Annotated in this window: 1 pseudogene; it reads right to left on the bottom strand. The window is 40.9% G+C overall.

The features are described 5' to 3' along the window. A pseudogene (locus tag ACT3TU_RS14435) lies at positions 1–230 on the bottom strand (ferric reductase-like protein); the annotation flags it as partial.

Here is a 230-nt window from a genome sequence, read left to right as displayed (position 1 = left end):
AAATATTGATGTAATGCAAATACTTTTGCCGCATTAAAATACCGACATAGGCGCGTACTGAGCAACAAACCAAAAACAATTGCCAACCAAAATAAAGCATACGCAATCACACCACTTGCGCGCGACAAATACCAAAAGTGCTTGTCTGTGGTCATAAGGATTTGCGATAGGCTTTCTCCCCACAACGAAAAGACATAAACGCCACCGACTATGCCAGCACTTAAAATAAA

It is taken from the genome of Psychrobacter sp. AOP3-A1-26 (assembly GCF_052378235.1).
In the GTDB taxonomy this organism is placed as follows: Bacteria; Pseudomonadota; Gammaproteobacteria; order Pseudomonadales; family Moraxellaceae; genus Psychrobacter.
Note: the sequence above shows the minus strand (reverse complement) of the source record. Positions and strands in the feature narration are given on the sequence as shown.